Annotated in this window: 2 protein-coding genes; both read right to left on the reverse strand. The window is 31.4% G+C overall.

Going from position 1 to position 1,253, the window contains the following annotated elements:
• Positions 1-90 precede the first annotated feature (90 nt).
• Positions 91-357, reverse strand: coding sequence for a hypothetical protein (locus tag NK213_RS20105; RefSeq protein ID WP_253352664.1), 267 nt, complete (start codon positions 355-357; stop codon positions 91-93).
• Positions 358-381: 24 nt separating this feature from the next.
• Positions 382-1,011 carry a YdcF family protein gene (locus tag NK213_RS20110; RefSeq protein WP_253352666.1) on the reverse strand — a complete coding sequence of 210 codons (630 nt, stop codon included), beginning with the start codon at positions 1,009-1,011 and terminating at the stop codon, positions 382-384.
• Positions 1,012-1,253 lie beyond the last annotated feature (242 nt).

Below are 1,253 nucleotides of genomic sequence, written 5' to 3' on the forward strand. Positions count from 1 at the left end.
GATAAATCAATATATGAAAAACAAATCTTTTATTATATCAGATTTAATTTACAGACTTTCTTGCACACTCCCATGAAATAAGACAAAATACTATTTAAAATATCCGGTTTCTAATATTTCAGCATTATTATAAACAGTAATTCCTAATATTTTGATTTCAAGACCATGATAAAAATAAGTCTGATCCGAAGAAATATTCAGATGGTCATTCATGCTGTGCCACCGGATAACCTGATATAAAACTGCCTTGTACTCCACAGTTCCGCCGTCTTTATAATATCTGACCGCTGGAATCAGGGAGAACACAAGTGATAATATAATTAATATCATAATTATTTTTTTCTTTTTACTATGCATATTTTCCTCCGGGATGGTTTATGGTCATCTTTTTAACAGGGCAGAAGTAAATAGTGATAAAATACATTGAAAAACAGCGTATATCTGATATCCTGCATAAAAAAAGATTTCTCTTAATAAAAAAGGCAGTGTACTTTTCAAGCTTACATATCTCGTCGTAGGCGTAGGTGAACTGTAACATTCTATATTATGATCTTTAGCCATTAACATGGCTCTTTTCATATGTAACGGATCACTGACAAGAATCGCTGTGCGGTAAGAATTTTTATCCATTACGGCTTTTGCATTTTTGATGTTCTCCTGTGTAATAGTTGACTCCTCTTCAAGCAATACATCACTTTCCGGCACACCTTGCTTCACAGCGTACTGCATTGCAATATAAGCATCTGATTTTTGATTGCCGTCTCCTGTCCCACCAGTAAAAATCAGTTTTTTTACATAATGATTTTTATACAATGATATCCCGTGATTGATTCGTTCCTGAAAAACAGGGGATACACTTTCGTCTGCGGCACCTGCCCCGAGAATAATTGCAACATCCGCAGTCTGCTTTTCATCAACTTTGCTGTAAGTACAGATATTTACTGCAATAATTATAATATATGCAATTACAATACTAATAATAACAAATAACAGTTTTTTTACTTTTCTCATATTTATAATACCTGGCTGCTTTCAAAATGATTTATTTTCTATAATTTTTAATTATATTTCTATATATTTATTGTGCAAATTATAGCATAGTTTTTTATTTTAGTCATGCCTTTTCCTTATTGAAAAATACAGCCTTTGATTTGACAACGATCTTTAATTTATCTAAGCTTGTACTTATGTCAATAATGTGGACACATTTATCTTGTCTATTATGAAATTTTTTTCAAATATTCTTTAGGAGA

It is taken from the genome of Sebaldella sp. S0638 (assembly GCF_024158605.1).
In the GTDB taxonomy this organism is placed as follows: domain Bacteria; phylum Fusobacteriota; class Fusobacteriia; order Fusobacteriales; family Leptotrichiaceae; genus Sebaldella.

Excerpts from the sequence above, each read along its gene's own strand:
- NK213_RS20110 (WP_253352666.1), bottom strand. The coding sequence starts at position 1,011 with ATGAGAAAAGTAAAAAAACTGTTATTTGTTATTATTAGTATTGTAATT.
- NK213_RS20105 (WP_253352664.1), bottom strand. The coding sequence starts at position 357 with ATGCATAGTAAAAAGAAAAAAATAATTATGATATTAATTATATTATCA.